The 13,519-nt window shown below is 70.9% G+C and carries 11 protein-coding genes and 1 pseudogene; 5 read left to right on the top strand and 7 right to left on the bottom strand.

The window, feature by feature from the left end; all coding sequences use genetic code 11:
- Positions 1 to 216: 216 nt before the first annotated feature.
- The 5 genes from pheA to EO776_RS02925 form a co-directional block, all read right to left on the bottom strand.
- Complete coding sequence (gene pheA / locus EO776_RS02945) at positions 217 to 1,023, bottom strand: prephenate dehydratase (protein WP_094519981.1); 807 nt, start codon at positions 1,021 to 1,023, stop codon at positions 217 to 219.
- A gap of 89 nt (positions 1,024 to 1,112) precedes the next feature.
- Positions 1,113 to 2,342 carry a DR2241 family protein gene (locus EO776_RS02940; RefSeq protein ID WP_094519982.1) on the bottom strand — a complete coding sequence of 410 codons (1,230 nt, stop codon included), beginning with the start codon at positions 2,340 to 2,342 and terminating at the stop codon, positions 1,113 to 1,115.
- Between the two features lie 2 nt (positions 2,343 to 2,344).
- Positions 2,345 to 3,214, bottom strand: a complete 870-nt coding sequence (locus tag EO776_RS02935) for a CbiX/SirB N-terminal domain-containing protein (RefSeq protein WP_049931428.1) — start codon at positions 3,212 to 3,214, stop codon at positions 2,345 to 2,347.
- 224 nt (positions 3,215 to 3,438) lie between these two features.
- Positions 3,439 to 3,966, bottom strand: coding sequence for a DUF7523 family protein (locus EO776_RS02930; RefSeq protein ID WP_094519983.1), 528 nt, complete (start codon positions 3,964 to 3,966; stop codon positions 3,439 to 3,441).
- Between the two features lie 96 nt (positions 3,967 to 4,062).
- A complete protein-coding gene (locus tag EO776_RS02925; RefSeq protein ID WP_094519984.1) occupies positions 4,063 to 5,679 on the bottom strand; it encodes a BCCT family transporter in 1,617 nt (538 codons plus the stop codon).
- Positions 5,680 to 5,863: 184 nt separating this feature from the next.
- On the opposite strand from EO776_RS02925, the gene EO776_RS02920 reads away from it, so the two are divergent.
- The 5 genes and pseudogenes from EO776_RS02920 (at position 5,864) to EO776_RS02900 (ending at position 9,182) form a co-directional block, all read left to right on the top strand.
- Positions 5,864 to 6,199, top strand: a complete 336-nt coding sequence (locus EO776_RS02920) for a hypothetical protein (protein WP_049931425.1) — start codon at positions 5,864 to 5,866, stop codon at positions 6,197 to 6,199.
- 63 nt (positions 6,200 to 6,262) lie between these two features.
- Positions 6,263 to 6,400, top strand: a pseudogene (locus tag EO776_RS02915) (copper resistance protein CopD); the annotation flags it as partial.
- 242 nt (positions 6,401 to 6,642) lie between these two features.
- Positions 6,643 to 8,289, top strand: coding sequence for a thermosome subunit beta (gene thsB, locus EO776_RS02910; RefSeq protein ID WP_049931518.1), 1,647 nt, complete (start codon positions 6,643 to 6,645; stop codon positions 8,287 to 8,289).
- Positions 8,290 to 8,496: 207 nt separating this feature from the next.
- The gene (locus EO776_RS02905; protein ID WP_049931424.1) at positions 8,497 to 8,751 is read left to right on the top strand and encodes a glutaredoxin family protein; all 255 of its coding nucleotides are present in this window, start codon (positions 8,497 to 8,499) and stop codon (positions 8,749 to 8,751) included.
- A gap of 62 nt (positions 8,752 to 8,813) precedes the next feature.
- Complete coding sequence (locus tag EO776_RS02900; RefSeq protein WP_086219665.1) at positions 8,814 to 9,182, top strand: DUF192 domain-containing protein; 369 nt, start codon at positions 8,814 to 8,816, stop codon at positions 9,180 to 9,182.
- A gap of 79 nt (positions 9,183 to 9,261) precedes the next feature.
- On the opposite strand, the gene EO776_RS02895 is transcribed toward EO776_RS02900, so the two are convergent.
- Entirely contained in the window at positions 9,262 to 10,782 is a 1,521-nt protein-coding gene (locus tag EO776_RS02895; RefSeq protein WP_099288925.1) for a PAS domain S-box protein, read from the bottom strand.
- 86 nt (positions 10,783 to 10,868) lie between these two features.
- Positions 10,869 to 13,466 carry a DNA topoisomerase I gene (locus EO776_RS02890; RefSeq protein ID WP_089308035.1) on the bottom strand — a complete coding sequence of 866 codons (2,598 nt, stop codon included), beginning with the start codon at positions 13,464 to 13,466 and terminating at the stop codon, positions 10,869 to 10,871.
- Positions 13,467 to 13,519: the final 53 nt, after the last annotated feature.

Genomic DNA, 13,519 nt, shown 5'->3' with positions numbered 1-13,519 from the left:
TCCGGGAGCCAGCGACTCCAACGAGGGACCGAAGGTCCCTCTGGCAGCCGGCGCGTGGCGCCGGCGACCTCGCACGCGCTCCTCACGGCCGCCGTAGGCGGCCGCTCGGAGGCGCGCGCCACCGTACCGCCGCGTTCATCGATAAATAGTCGCCACCGTTAGGTCTGGTCGTTTAAATAACGGAGCAACGGGTCGCAGTCTTCCGAAGTTCAGGTCTCAGTCGAGCACGTGCTCGGTGTCGTACGATCCGAGCACCTTCACCCACCCCTTGTCCGCGATGGTCTCGACATCGTCGACCGCCTTCGCCATGTGGTCCTCGTAGAGCCCGGCGTCCACGTCGAAGTGGAACAGGTAGTCGCCGAGGCGCTCGCCGCTCGGGCGCGACTCGATCCGCGAGAGGTTGAGGTTGCGGTCGGCGAACGCCTCCAGCAGCTCCAGCAGGAGGCCGGGGTAGTTCGCGTTCGGGTAGACGATCAGCGTGGTCTTCCCGCCGGCGTCGGCCCTCGCGGACTCGGGCGCGACGACGAGGAACCGCGTCGCGTTCGACGTCCGGTCCTGGATGTCTTCCGCGAGGATAGAGAGGTCGTTGCCGGCGTTGTCCGGGTGCCCGATCCCGGCGACGCGGGCGTCCTCGCGGGCACGCTCGACGCCGCGGGCCGTGGAAGCGACCGCTTCGAGGCCGGCGTCCGGGTAGTTCGACTCCAGCCAGTTGCGACACTGCGCGAGCGCCTGCGAGTGGCTCGCGACGACCTCGAACGAGTCGTCCTGCGAGAGGAGGGCGTGGCGGATCGGCGTGACGACCTCGCGGGTGACGGACACGTCGTAGTCGGCGAGCGCGTCGAGGCTCTCCGTGACCGACCCCTCGATGCTGTTCTCGATGGGGACGACGCCGCGCTCGAACTCGCCGTCCGCGACGGCGTCGACGATGGCGGTGACCGATTCGCGGAACGACACCTCGGCGGCGACGGCGCGCGCGGCGCGGTGCGAGTACGTGCCGGCGGGACCCAACGTGACGGCGTTCATTGCCCCACCGTTTCAGGGGAGCCGAGAAAAGCCTGCGGGGCGCGGCGATGTTTCCGGTGCGTCCGATCGGGGTCGGGCTACGGAGCCGGTCACTCCTCGGCCGATTCGGTCGGCACGCGGCCGAGGTTCCCCTCGTCGTCGAACAGCTTGGCGCGGAGGAAGCGCGCCCGGTACCGGTTCGCCCCCTCCTTCGTGTCCGCCTCGCGGATCTCGTCGGTCCGGCCGTCCGCGACCGCGTCGATGATGTCCTCGACCTGCTCCTTCTCGCTCGGGGTCAGGTCGAACTCGTACGTCCGCGGCTGCTCGCTCTCCAGTCGCGTCCACTTCCGCGCGGCCGACACCACGACTGAACACGGCTCGCGGCAGGGGAACGCGCCGTCGCCGCCGTCGACGTCGAGGTCCGTCTCGTCGTCGTACTGCCACTCGCGGCGCTTGAGACACTGCGAGTCGTCGCAACAGGCCTCCGCCACCCAGTTGACGTGCTCGTACCCCTCGCCGCGGTCCCACGTCTTCACGACGCCGTAGATGCCCGACTGGCGCTCCATCGTCTCGCGCCAGTGAGTCACGTCGAGCTCCCCCTCGCGCTCGCGGTGCCAGTTGGCGACGGTCGCGGGGTAGATCGTCTCGACCGCCTCGTAGAGGTCGCGCGGGCCGAGGTCGGGGAACACCCAGCCGCCAGCGAGCGACGGGGCCGTCTTGAGCGGGCGGTACCGCCCCTGTTCGTCGAACGTCACCAGATCGCGGGCGTTGAGCGGGTCGTCGTACGCGTCCAGATCGTCGACCGGGACGCCGGCGTCGTCGGCGTGGCGCACGTCGTAGCGGCGCTCCCCGCGGTCGGTGACCGTCGCCGTGATCTTCAGTTCGCCCCACGCGCGTTCGATGCCCTCGGCGAGCGCGGCGTACCGGGTCGCGACGGTATCGCCGTCCGCGTCCTCGATCCAGCGGAGGAACGCGCGACGCGGCCCGAACTCGCCGACGACGCGCTCGAAGGTGTACCAGTCGGTGACGGCCGCGGCGCGCTCGGAGAGCGCCTCGTGGAGCTCGCGCTCGCTCAGCCCGACCGGGCGGTCGCCGTCGGCGAGGACGTACTCGCCGGGGGCGTCCTCGACGGGAGCGTCCTCGTCGTCTTCGTCGGCGCCGCGCGCCACGCTGAACCCCTCGAACCGGACGGGCTCTCCCGGCTCGCGGTCGGCGAGCGCGTCGAGGACCGCGTCGAACGCCTCGCTCGGGAGGTCGATCTCTGGCGCGTCGGGCTCGCCACCGGCGTCTTCGGATCCGTCGTCGGCCGCGTCAGCCTCCGCGGAGGTCGGGTCGCTCACGCTCAGTCCCCCGTGGCGACGCGGGTAGTCTCTCGCACGTCGTCGAGCGCCGTCCCAAGGTCGGCGCCGGCGTCGTCGGCGCGCTCTAAGACCACGTCGGCCATGAGTGGCTCCGTTCCCACCGCGCCCGCGTACCAGATCCGCGTGCCGTCGACCGTCTCGGGCACGTCGTATCCTTCGGTGTGGTCCTCACAGAGGCCCACGTCCTCCGGGATGTCCTCCTGCGTGTGGTAGCCGTCGGCGATGAAGAGGGGAACTAAGACGACGTCGTCGCTCTCGAAGTGCTCGGGGAGGTCGTCGACTTCCGGGTCCTCGTCCATGTACAGCGGCTTCACCTCGTCGAATCGGTCGCGCTCGGCGATCCGGTCGGCGTGGTACTCGATCGCCTTCGCCGAGTTCTCGTTGCGCTCGGTGCCGTGGCCGACGACCGCGAGGCCGAACCCGTCGCCCACGTCGGCGTCGTTCGTCACGGACTCCGCGCGGCGGACGATCACGTCGGTCATCGCGCGGTGGGTCCCCACCGGCCCGCAGTAGTGGACCTCCTTGTCGATGTCCTCGGCGACGAGCGTCGCCTGGTCCGCCGAGAGGCCGTCGGAGTCCCACTCCGAGACGTCCCAGCCGGCGAGGCGGAGTTCGCGGGGGATCACCTGCTCGGTGAAGTAGCCCTCCGAAATGAACAGCGGGACGACGTACACCTCGTCGCCCTCGACGGTGCGGAGCACCTCTCGGAAGTGCGGCTCCTCCTTCCAGAAGCCGGTGCGGACCTCGTCGAAGGCACCGGTGGCGCGGATCGTGTCGGCGTGGTCGTACGTCGGCGCGCTCGACTCGGGGTTGAGGTGCGAGCCGTGCGCGACGATGACGAGCGACTGCATACCCGTACTGGGGCCGCGCCGCTCTTAGGGACTTCGGAGGCTGCGGGAGTGCGAAAACGGTGCGACGCCGGGGTTCGGGGTCGACCCGCAAAGCGGCGTTGACCGCGCGACAGGCCGGAGCTGTCGTTGAACGCGCGTCAAGGCGGAGCCGGCCATCGACCGCGCGTCAAGGCGGAGCCGGCCATCGACCGCGCGTCAAGGCGGAGCCGGCCATCGACCGCGCGTCAGGTCGAGTCGGTCGTCGGCACCGCGTCGAGCGCGGCCTCGACGATCCGGACCGCGTCCGGACCGTCGCGCCGCCCGACGACGCAGACGAGCGTATTCTCCGCGACGCCGGCGGCCGGGACCTCGATGTCCCGAACGGCCAACCGGCGGAGCGACGCCCCTAGCGCCGCGGCGTCGACATCGCCGGTCGCGACGATCGCCGTGCGGTCGCCCTCCGGAGCGACGGCCGCGTCGCCGACGCGGAGGAGCGGCTCGCCGGCGTCGCCCTCGGCCGCGCCGTCGGCCGCCGAGAGCCCGACCCCGCTGCGCATCGAGACGGTCGTCCCTCGCGATTCCGTCGCGTACGCGGGCAGGTCCTCGCGGAAGCGCCGGAGAGCGGCCGCGACCGCGTCCGGCTCGCCGTCGAGGGCGGCGGCCTCGGCGAGCCACGCGGCCGCGGCGCTGTAGTTCAGGAGGCCGGCGCGGAGCGCGTCGAAGACGAACGGCCGCGAGCGGACGGCCTCGCGGGTGTCGGCTGCCAGCGACATGGACCGACTTGCGCGCGCGTCGATCAAGCCGGTTTCGATCGCCGCGTCGTCAGGGCCGGTCCGGCGTCGTCCGCGGGGGCCGGCGGTCCCGCGCGGTCAGTCGTCGTCCTCGGCGAGGCTCGCCGACGCGGGCGGCACCGGGTCGGACTCCGGCCGGGGATCGTCCGCGGCGACCGGCTCGTCGGACCGCGACAGCCAGCGCAGGAACCCGCCCATGGCGACGAGACAGACGAGCGCGAACGGGGCGCCCGTGACGATCACCGACGACCGGAGCGCGGTCGCGCCGCCGACGACCACGAGCACGGAGGCGATCGCACCCTGGAGGATCCCCCAGAAGACCCGGTTCGCGCCCGACGGCTTCCGGCTGCCGCCGGTCGTGAGCATGCCGACCGCGAGCGTCGAGGAGTCGGCGGAGGTGAGGAAGAACGTCGTCACCAGCACTAAGAACAGCAGCTGCCACAGCTCGCCGCCGGGGAACGCCCCGAAGATGACGTAGCCGGAGACGCCGTCGCCGAACTCGCCGACCGCGCCGAGCACGTCGGCCGCGCCGGACTGCTGGATCCGGATCGACGTCCCCCCGACGACGGTGAACCACAGCGCCGAGACCGCGGTCATCGTCCCGAAGGCGGTGCCGACCACCGACCGGATCGTCCGGCCGCGGGAGATCCGCGCGAGGAACAGCCCGACGAACGGCGCCCACGCGATCCACCACGACCAGTAGAAGACGGTCCACGCCGCCGTCCAGCTCGCGCCGCCCTCCACGCCGCTCCCCGTGAACAGGCTCATCTCGAAGAAGGAGGTCGCGTACGTGCCGAGCGCCGCCACGCCGATGTTCAACACGTCGACCGTCGGCCCGGCGAGGAGCGCCACGCCGAGGAGCAGGGCCATGACCGCGATGTTGAACACGGACAGCCGTCGGATGCCGCGGCTCACGCCCGCGACGAGCGAGAGCGTGAAGAGGACGGTGATGCCGACGATGACGGCGACCGTCTCGGCGTCGCCGAACGCGACTCCGGTCCGGAACGTGACGCCGGTGAGCACCTGGGTGGCGATGAAGCCGAGCCCGGTCGCGATCCCGCCGATGGTGGCGACGACAGCGAGGGTGTCGACCGTCCGGGCGACGAGGCCGTCGAGCCGGTCGGGGCCGAGGACGGGATACAGCGCGGTGGAGACGCGGAACGGAGCGTCGTGCCGGTAGGCGAAGTACGCGACCGGAATGCCGATCGCGAGGTACCCGCCCCAGGCGCTGACGCCGTAGTGGAAGACCGTGTACGCGACCGCGGGCACCGCCGCCGCGCTCGACTCCGCGGCCACCTCGCCCGCGAACAGCGGCGGGACGGTCTGGTAGTGTAACAGCGCCTCCACGGGACCGAAGAAGACGATGCCGGCCGACAGCCCGGCCGAGAAGAACATCGCCACGTACGACGCCGTCCCGTACTCGGGGTCGCCCTCGCCGAGGCGGACGCGTCCGTAGCGACTGACGAGGAGGTAGCCGGCGGCCCCGACCAGCGCGAGCACCGTGCCGAGGTAGAGCCACGCGAGCCCCTGGCCGAACGTGACGAACGCCGCGTCGATCGCGGCGGCGGCGCCTTCCGTGTCGGCCGCCGTGTACGCGAGGAACGCGAACGTTGCCAGCGCGCCGGCGGCGAAGGGCACGGGATCGACCTCGGATCTGAACGAGCGTATCGACTCGACGACGGAGCGTCCATTCATAAACGAGTGGGTATCGATCAGCAGGGCCTCAACCGGATTAAACCTGTTTCCGAGCGCTTTTACGTCCGTTTTCGTCCGCGCACCGTGGTCGGAAATCGACGGCGGACCGTCACCGTCGTCGGCCGCGCCGATCCGGCGGCGCGCGGGCGGCAGAGATTCGTGTTGCCAGCCCGTATCCGCGGCCGTGAACCACGTCCCGAACGAGGCGCTGGCCGCGATCGACGCGTTCGGCGAGGGGCACCTCCGCGGCGACCCGCCGCCGGTCCGCGAGCGGCTGCGCTCGGACCTCCGGGTCCGGATCGAGGTCAACGACGACGGGCGAACGGCGCGGTGTCGGTTCGAGACGGAGTACACCCGGACGCCGCCGACGCTCCGCGACCGGGATTCGTTCCTCGTCACGTATGTGGACGGCGTCGACGAGCGCCTCCGCGAGTGGGGGATCGAGCCCCCGCCCGCGTACGAGTACCGCGAGACTGTCGACGGCACGCACCGGTACGAGGGGACGCTGACGCTGCCGTGACGCGGAGCTCTCGGAACGCGACGGCGCGGCCTGATTATGCCGTCGTTAGCCGGACGGAACGGTGTGCTGCTCACGACCGCCTTCGTCTTCCACGTGGTCTCCGGCGCGCTGTGGACCGGCGCGACGCTGTACGTCGTCTACGCGACCCTGCCGCGGGCGACCGACGGGACGCTCGGCCGCGAGGCGTTCGTCGACGCCGCGTTGCTCGCCGGCGGGGTTCCGGGGTGACGCGGCGGCGAGAGCGAGATATATAAACGGCGTCGGATAGCCGAATTCGTCCCACCAGAGACCAATGCTAACTCTCCGCACGATCCGGAAAGAAACGGTCCGGTGTCGTGCGGTTTTCGACGGCGGCTCCCGACGGCGTCCGTCCGTGTCCGTCCGGCCGTCAACGAGACATTTATATAGAATCACAATCAATCAAACGCTGTATGAGTCAGCGAATGCAGCAGGGTCAGCCGATGATCATCATGGGCGATGACGCCCAGCGCGTCCAGGACAAGGACGCACAGGAGTACAACATCTCCGCGGCGCGCGGCGTCGCCGAGTCCGTCCGGTCGACGCTCGGACCGAAGGGGATGGACAAGATGCTCGTCAACTCGATGGGCGACGTCACCATCACCAACGACGGCGTCACCATCCTCCAGGAGATGGACATCGACAACCCGACCGCCGAGATGGTCGTCGAGGTCGCCGAGACCCAGGAGGACGAGGCCGGCGACGGGACGACCAGCGCGGTCGCCATCGCGGGCGAGCTGCTGAAGAACGCCGAGGACCTGCTTGAACAGGACATCCACCCGACAGCGGTGATCAAGGGGTTCAACCTCGCGAGCGAGTACGCCCGCGAGCAGGTCGACGAGGTCGCGACCGCGGTCGACCCCGACGACACTGAGACGCTCCAGAACGTCGCCGAGACGTCCATGACCGGCAAGGGCGCCGAGCTCGACAAGGACGTGCTCGCCGACCTCGTCGTCCGCGCCGTACAGGGCGTCACGGTCGAGGCCGACGACGGCTCCCACGTGGTCGACCTGGCGAACCTGAACATCGAGACGCGCACCGGTCGCGCGGCGGGCGAGTCCCGCCTGCTCACCGGTGCGGCGATCGACAAGGACCCGGTCCACGACGACATGCCGACCGACTTCGAGTCGGCGAACGTCCTGCTCCTCAACGACCCGATCGAGGTCGAGGAGGCCGACGTGGACACCTCCGTCAACGTCGACTCGCCGGACCAGCTCCAGAAGTTCCTCGATCAGGAGGAGGAGCAGCTCCGCGAGAAGGTCGACCAGATCGTCGACTCCGGCGCCGACGTCGTCTTCTGTCAGAAGGGCATCGACGACCTCGCGCAGCACTACCTCGCCAAGGAGGGCGTGCTGGCGGTCCGCCGCACGAAGAAGTCCGACCTGACGTTCCTGAAGAACGTCCTCGGCGCGCCGATCGTCACCGACCTCGACTCCCTCACCGCGGACGACCTCGCGGTCGGCTCGGTCGAGCGCGACGGCGACGAGGAGCTGTTCTACGTCGAGGGCGAGGACGCCCACGGCGTCACGCTCCTCCTGTACGGCACGACCGACCACGTTGTCGACGAGCTCGAACGCGGCATCCAGGACGCGCTCGACGTGGTCTCGACGACCGTCTCCGACGGGCGCACGCTGCCCGGCGGCGGCGCGGTCGAGGTCGAGATCGCGCGCCGCCTGCGCGACTACGCCGACTCCGTCGAGGGGCGCGAGCAACTCGCGGTCGAGGCGTTCGCCGACTCCCTCGAACTGATCCCGCGCGTGCTCGCCGAGAACGCGGGCCTCGACGCGATCGACCTGCTGGTCGACCTCCGCGCGGCCCACGAGGCGGGCGACCAGCACGCCGGGCTCGACGTGTTCGCCGGCGAGGTCGTCGACACGGCCGAGGCGGGCGTCGTCGAGACGGCCCACGCGAAGGAGCAGGCGATCGCCTCCGCGGCCGAGGCGGCGAACCTGGTCCTGAAAATCGACGACATCATTTCGGCGGGCGACCTCTCGACGGCGGGCGGCGACGACGAGGGCGGCGCCCCCGGCGGCGGCATGGGCGGCATGGGCGGCATGGGCGGCGCGATGTGAAGTCGGCCGAGAACTGACTTCCACCGTTCCCACCGTTTCGTCCGACGAACGCTCCGTTTTCCCCCGTTTCAACCGAGACCAGCCGAACGGCCGCCGAAGTCGGCTGGCGAGGGGCCGATCCCCGCCCGCTCGCCTTTTGCCCGCCCGTGCGCGCCGCGCACATCGGCGGCCGCACCTCTTTACGGATCCGCGCCCTACGGGGGGGCGATGGCAGATCTCACGCTCTACGAGCTCGAAGGCTGTCCGTACTGCGCGAAGGTGAAGACGAAGCTGTCCGACCTCGGCTTGGAGTACGACTCGATCATGGTCCCGCGCTCGCACAGCGACCGCACCGAGGTCGAGGAGGTCTCCGGACAGACCGGCGTGCCCGTCCTCGTCGACGAGGAGCACGGGATCGAGGGGATGCCCGAGAGCGACGACATCGTCGAGTACCTCGAAGAGACGTACGGCGGCGCGAGCTAACGCTCGGACGCGGGGACGCGAGCCACCGTCGAACGAGAGCCTATTTATTCGCCCGCGGCGAGGTGACCCGCGTGCGACTCGTACACCGTCCCGACGCGTCGGGCGACCGGACCGAGACCGTCCTCGCGAGCGACGTCGACGTCGCCCGCTCGACGCTCGAACAGGCCCGCGGGCTGATGTTCCGGCGGTCGGTCCCCGACGACTACGCCCTCGTCTTCCCCTTCGACGAGCCCGAGACGCAGTGGCTCCATATGCTGTTCGTGCCATTCGCGATCGACGCGGTGTGGCTCGTCGACGGCGAGGTGACGGCGGAGAAGCGGCTCGCGCCGTTCGTGGGACTGGGCCGCGGCCGCGCCGACACCGTCGTCGAGCTGCCGGCCGGCGCGGCGGAGTCGGTGACGGTGGGCGACGAGCTCCGGCTCGCGGAGTGAGGCGCGCGCCGTCTCGCGGAGTCGTGAGCGCCGGAGCGACCTCGGCGTCGACGGGGCGACCGCGTCACCCCCGTCCGGCTCAGTCGTCCGGGCTGAACAGTTCGGTGTCGTCGATCGGCGGCGCATCGGCGACGCGCAGGGACAGCTCGATCCGGCTTCCGCCGGCCTTGCTCTCGGCGATGTCGAGGCTCCCGCCGCCGGCGGTGGCGATCCAGTTCACGTACCAGAGCCCGAGCCCGCTCGCGTGTTCGAGCGGCGTCTCTTCGCCGGTGAGGACGGCGCGCTCGGCCGGGGGGATCCCCGGCCCGTCGTCCGCGACGACGAGGGAGGCCCACGACTCGCTCGGGAGCTCCGCGGCCGAGACCCGAACCCGCGGCTCGTCGGCGTCGTTGTGGCGGATCGCGTTGTCGACGAGCTCGGTGATCGCCTCCGGGAGGAACGCGACCGCCGAGACGACGATGTCGTCCGGGATGTCGACATCGACGGTGGCCCCGTCGAGGACCGCCGGGTCGACCGATTCGAGGGCGGCGTCGACCGCGGGCGCGAGCGCGATCGGTCGCGCCGACGGGCGCTGGGAGAGCAGCCGCTCGACCTTGCGAGAGGTCTCGCCGAGGCGCAACAGCCGCTCGGCGGTGGCGACGACCCGTTCGAGCTGCTCGGTGAGCTCGGGGTCGTCGACGGCCTCGATGGCCTGTCCGGTGAACCCCGTGACCACGTTGAGATCGTTCCGGAAGTTGTGCCGCAGCACGCGCGTCAACACGGCGAGCCGCTCCTCCCTGAGGGACGCCTCGGTGACGTCCTCGCCGACGCCGACGGCCCCCACGACGCGGTCGCCGTCGGTCACCGGACCGACGGAGAGCCGATAGGGGACGCGTTCGCCGGAGCGGGTGAGGAGGCGCGCCTCGCGGGAGACCGCCTCGCCGTCGCGATACACCCGAGTGAGGGCCTCGCTGATCGCGTCGCGCGTCGCCTCGTCGAACAGCGACGTGAGCGCCCGTCCGGAGAGCGCGTCGGGTGCGTACCCCGTGTCGGCCGCGAGCTCGTCGTTCCACCGCGAGAGCGTTCCCTCCTCGGTACAGCGGAACAGCGCGAGCGGGACGGTGTCGGCGAGCGCGTCGACCAGTCGGCGCTCGGTGTCCCGCTCGGACTCGGCGGCGACGCGGGCGGTGGCGTCGGAGAGTCCGACGACCAGCCACTCGGACCCGGCGATCGTCGCCGTGTGGAGCGCCGCGTCGACCCGGAGCCTCGGATCGCCGAGACGGAGGTCCCACTCGAACCACTTGGCCGCGTCGGTCGCGCCGTCGGAGCCGGGCGTCTGGGAGGCCGCCGCGGCGGCGACGTCAGCGATCGGCTCGCCGGAGACGGTGACATCGGTCTCGCCGAGGTCCGGGAGGCCCATCAGCGTCAGCGTGCCGCGGTCGTGGCCGACGAGGTCGGCCGCCGGCGCGTTCGCGGCGCGGACGGCCAGCGTGTCCGGATCGCAGGCGAGCGTCGGGGTCGGAACCGCCTCGACGAAGGCTCGGAGGATCCCCGACGGAGCGGCGTCGCCGCTCGACGGCGATCGGTCCTCGGCCGACGAGTCCGGGTCGCGGTCACCCATCTGTCGGTAATCGAGACACTCCGCGCATATGTGTTTGTGGATTTATGAATTGCGGCGGAATCGAACCGGGCGCGGCGCGCCGGCGGTCAGTCCGCTCTGGCCTGCCAGTCGCGAACGGTGTCGGGCCCAACACCGTCGACGTCGGCCGCCAGACTGTCGGGATCGGCGGACTTGAGCTCGTCGACGCCGTCGACGCCGGCGTCTTTCAGCTTCGCGGCGGTCTTCTCGCCGATCCCCTCGACGGCTTGGAGCTCCGACCCCTCCTGCCGGGCCGTGAACTCGCGGTAGTTACAGATCGGACAGCCCAACTCCCACGGCTCGTCGCCGGAGTGGACGCGGAGGTGCGGGAGGTCGTGTTCCTCGCAGGTCTCGTCGGTGACCTCGATCTCGCCGCGCCGGGGGAGCGGCAGCGAGTAGTCGCAGTCGGGGTAGCGCGTACAGCCCACGAGCCGCGAGCCGGAGCGGAGCCGCTTGACCGCGAGCTCGCCCCCGTGTTCCGCCCCGCAGTCGGGACACGTCCCGATCACCTCGTCCTCCTGCTCGTCGGCCTCGTCCGCCTTACACTGCGGGCAGCCGTGGACGAACGTCTTCCGGCCGGCGAGCATCTTCACGTGACGGAGGTCGTGTTCGTCGCAGGTCTCGTCCAAGAGGAGCGGCTTTCCGGTCGACGGGAGCGGGAGGGTGTACTCGCAGTCGGGATAGCCGTCGCAGCCGACGAAGTACGACCCCTGCCGCGACTTGCGGACGAGGAGATCGGACCCGCACTCCGGACACGGGCCGAGAGTCTTGTCCGCCTTCAGCGAGGTCTGGAGGTGGTCGCCGACCGCCTCGCGGGAGTCGGTGAGGTCGTCGAACACGCGCGAGAGCAGCTCGCGGGACTCCGCGGTCACCTCGTCGTACTCCTTCTCGCCGGCCGCGATGGCCGCCATGTCCTGTTCGAGCTGGGCGGTCATCTCCTCGCTCACGATCCGGTCGGCGAACTCCTCCGCGGCCTCGACGACCGCCTCGGCGAGCCGCGTCGGGCGGGGCGGGTCGCTCTCGACGTAGTTGCGGTCGTACAGCTTCTCGATCGTGCGGTGCCGGGTCGCCTTCGTGCCGAGCTGCCGCTTCTCCATCTCCTCGATGAGCCGGGACTGCCCGTAGCGGCGCGGGGGTTGGGTCTCCTTCCCCTCGGTGGAACGGTCCGACAGCGATAGCGTCTCGCCGACCTCGACGTCCGGGACGATCCGCTCGTCGCTGGAGCGGTACGGATACACCTCGTGGTAGCCCGCCTCCAGCAGCCGCTTCCCGTTGGCCTTCAGCCGCAGCCCGCCGTCGGCGGCGAGGTCGGCCGGCTTCGCCGCGTCGTCGGTGTCGCGGAGCGCGGCGAGCCCGTCGGCGCCCGCGGCGATCGGCGTCGCCTCGCCGTTCGCGAGCGCGACCACGCGCAACCGCTCCCACGTCGCGGGGTCGGCGCAGGTTGCCAGGAACCGGCGGACGATCAGCTCGTACACCTCCCACTCGTCGTCCGAGAGGTCGGCGGCGGCGGGCAGCTCACCCGTGGGGTGGATCGGCGGGTGGTCCGTCGTCTCCTCGTCGCCCTCGGTCGGTTCGATCTCGCGGTCCTCGTCGAGCAGACTCGCGGCGTCCTCGCCGAATGTCGGCGAGTCGCCGAGGTCCGCGATCAGCTCCTCGGGCTCCAAGTCCTCCGGGTACACCGTGTTGTCGGTCCGCGGGTAGGTGACGTAGCCGGCCGTGTAGAGGTCCTCCGCGAGCGACATGGCGCGCTGCGCGGAGTAGCCGAGCGACCCCGCGGCGCGGATGAACGCGGTGGTGTTGAACGGCGTCGGCGGGTCGTCGGTCTGTGTCCGCCGGGTGACGTCGTCGACGGTCGCCCCGTCGGCCGCGTCGAGCGCCTCGGTGAGCGTCTCCGCGACCGCCTCGTCCCAGACGCGCTCGCGCTCGTTGCCCTCGTCGTTCAGGTAGAAGTAGCGCGCCTCGAACGGGTCGCCGCTCGACTTCGCCAGCTCGCCCGTCAGCTCCCAGTACGACTCGGGGTCGAACGCCTGGATCTCCCGCTCGCGGTCGACGATCAGCTTGAGGGTCGGCCCCTGGACCCGACCGACGGAGATGAAGTCGTCTCCAAGCTGGCGCGCGGACAGCGAGAGGAACCGGGTGAGCGCCGCGCCCCAGGTGAGGTCGATTGTCTGTCGCGCCTCGCCCGCGGCCGCCAGCTCAAAGTCGAGGTCGTCGGGGTTCGCGAACGCCTCCTGCACCTCGTTCTCCGTGATCGAGGAGAAGCGGACGCGGTCGACGGGCACGTCCTCGTTCACCTCGCGGACGAGCTCGTACGCCTCCTTGCCGATCAGTTCGCCCTCGCGGTCGTAGTCGGTCGCGATGACGACCCGCGAGGCGTTGCGGGCGAGCCGGCGGAGCGCGGCGACGATCCCCTCCTGCGTCGGCGTCTTTGTGACGGGCGCGTCGATGAGTTCGACCGGCTCCACGTCGCGCCAGTCGTTGTACTCGGCGGGGAAGTCCACGCCGACGACGTGGCCGGAGAGCCCGATACACCGCTTGCCGCCCCACTCGTAGACGTTGACGTCGTTCATCCGCTCCGCGGTCGCGGACTCGCCGCTCAGGATGTCGGCGATACGCCGCGCCGCGTTGTCTTTCTCCGTGATGATTAGTTCGGGGCCGCGACTCATTGCGGCGAGATACGCCGCTCCCGGGTCTAAAGCTTTCGCGACGCGAAATCAGC

The organism is Halorubrum ezzemoulense, from assembly GCF_004126515.1.
GTDB lineage: Archaea > Halobacteriota > Halobacteria > Halobacteriales > Haloferacaceae > Halorubrum > Halorubrum ezzemoulense.
Note: the sequence above shows the minus strand (reverse complement) of the source record. Positions and strands in the feature narration are given on the sequence as shown.